This window comes from Candidatus Limnocylindria bacterium, assembly GCA_036523395.1.
GTDB lineage: Bacteria > Chloroflexota > Limnocylindria > P2-11E > P2-11E > CF-39.
On sequence record DATDEH010000023.1, the window covers coordinates 1 to 2,062 of the forward strand.

Annotated in this window: 2 protein-coding genes; both read left to right on the forward strand. The window is 67.9% G+C overall.

The features are described 5' to 3' along the window. On the forward strand, window positions 1-1,382 hold a 1,382-nt coding region (locus tag VI056_03225; protein ID HEY6202032.1), incomplete at its 5' end, for a hypothetical protein. Beyond that, a partial coding sequence (locus VI056_03230; protein HEY6202033.1) for a sulfite exporter TauE/SafE family protein occupies window positions 1,361-2,062 on the forward strand: 702 nt, incomplete at its 3' end. The genes VI056_03225 and VI056_03230, both read left to right, overlap by 22 nt.

Here is a 2,062-nt window from a genome sequence, read left to right on the forward strand (position 1 = left end):
GACGGCGGCATGCTCAAGAGCATGTTCTAGCGGTGATCGTCCGCGATCGACTGCGGCCCGCAGTCTTCCGGCTCCCGATCGAGAAGATCCGGGCCGGCTACAAGAGCGACATCTACTTCGCGCGCACGAAGCTCATCCTCGAGCGCGACAAGCGGCACGACCGCGTCACGATGCAGATCTTCCAGAAGCACCCGGACGCCGTGATCGTCGGCACCGACCAGGTCCTCGCGCTGCTGCACGTCGGCACGGGCCGGTACCGCGAGCGCGTGCGCGCCGAGCGTCTCTTTGCGCGCTACCTCGAAGCGGAGAGCCGCCTCTACGCGCGCTGGCTCGCGCTCCCGCGCCAGACCTGGAAGGACTACGAGCCGATCGCGCGCGAGGTCTTCGAGATCTCGCACGAGCTCGCGACGCTGTGGGAGCCGGGCTGGAAGGACCTGAAGGTACGGTCGCTATACGACGGCGAGATCGCGCGCCCGACAGAGCCGGTGATGCATATCGAGGGCGAGTACGCGTCGTTCGCGCATCTCGAGACGCTGTATCTCGGCGCCCTGGCCGAGGGCTCGCGGGTCGCGACGAATACGCGCGAGGTGGTCACGGCGGCGAACGGAAAGCCGGTCATCATGTTCGGCGCGCGCCACGAGGGTCACGAAGCGCAAGCGGGCTCCGGCTACGCGGCGTACATCGGCGGTGCGGTCGCGGTGTCGACGGACGAGCAGGGCGAGTGGTGGGGATCGAAGGGCCTCGGCACCGTGCCGCACGCGCTCATCGCGGCCTACGGCGGCGACACGACGGTCGCGACGCTCAAGTTCGACGAGTACGTGAACCGCGCGCCGGAGGCGGTCGGCCACCTCACCGCGCAGGGAACGCCCGAGGGGCACGTGAACGTCACCGCGCTCGTCGACTTCCGCAACGACGTCGTGAATACATCGCTCGGCGTCGCGCACGCGCTCGGACAGCGGCTGTGGGGTGTCCGCGTCGACACGAGCGAGTCGCTCGTGGACCTCTCGATCGTGCGCGAACTGCAGGAGAAGGAGGGTCTCGCGGGCACCAGCGACGTCCGCGGCGTCACACCGCGCCTCATCCAGCTGCTGCGGGCCGCCCTCGACGACGCCGGCTACCGCCATGTGCGGATCGTCGCCTCCGGCGGCTTCGACGCGGAGAAGATAAGGCGCTTCGAGGCGCTCGGCGTTCCGGTCGACGTGTACGGCGTGGGTTCGGCCCTCGTTCACGGGAGCGGCTTCGACCACACCGCGGACATCGTTCGCCTGGGCGGGAAAGAGCTCGCGAAGACCGGTCGGCGATACATCGAGTCGGATCGGCTTCATCCGGTGGACTGGAAAGCGCTGGTGGAAGAAGCCGATTGGGTCTCTCAGAGCTCCTGATCCTGTTCGTTGGCCTGGCCGTCGCCGGCCTGGCCAAGGGACTCGCGGGAATGGGGCTGCCTCTCATCGCGACTCCGATCCTCGCCGGCGTGTTCGGTCCACGGCTCGCCGTAGCGATCGTGACCATCCCGATCCTCGTGTCCAACTCGCTGCTCCTCATCCAGGGCTTCCGCAAACGGGAGCTGCTTCGCGGGATCGTGCCGCTCTTCATCGCGTCGATCATCGGGACAGCGATCGGAACGCTGCTCCTTGCGAGCCTCGATCAGCGGACGTTCGCGATCCTCATCACGCTCGTCGTCGTGGTGTTCCTCGCGCGCGGCGAGCGTCTCCTCGGTGATGACCCGGCCGCTCTGAGAGCGCGCGTCCTCGGACCGCTGATCTGTTTCGTCGGTGGCGTGCTGCAGGGAACGACCTCGATCGCCAGCCCGCTCGTCGGTTCTTACTTCCACAGCCGGCGCCTGAGTGCCGCGGACTTCGTCTTCACGCTCGCCGCGATCTTCGAGGTCAACGCGATCGTCCAGGTGATCGGCTACTCGGCGCAGGGCCTCTTCACGCCCGAGGTCGTCGCGCTTGGATTGCTCGGTCTCGTCCCAACGCTGCTCGCGCTCGCAGTGGGCATCGCGCTGCGCGGGCGCCTCGATCCGCAGCGCTTCCGCCAGTTCATCGTCGCGCTGATCGTG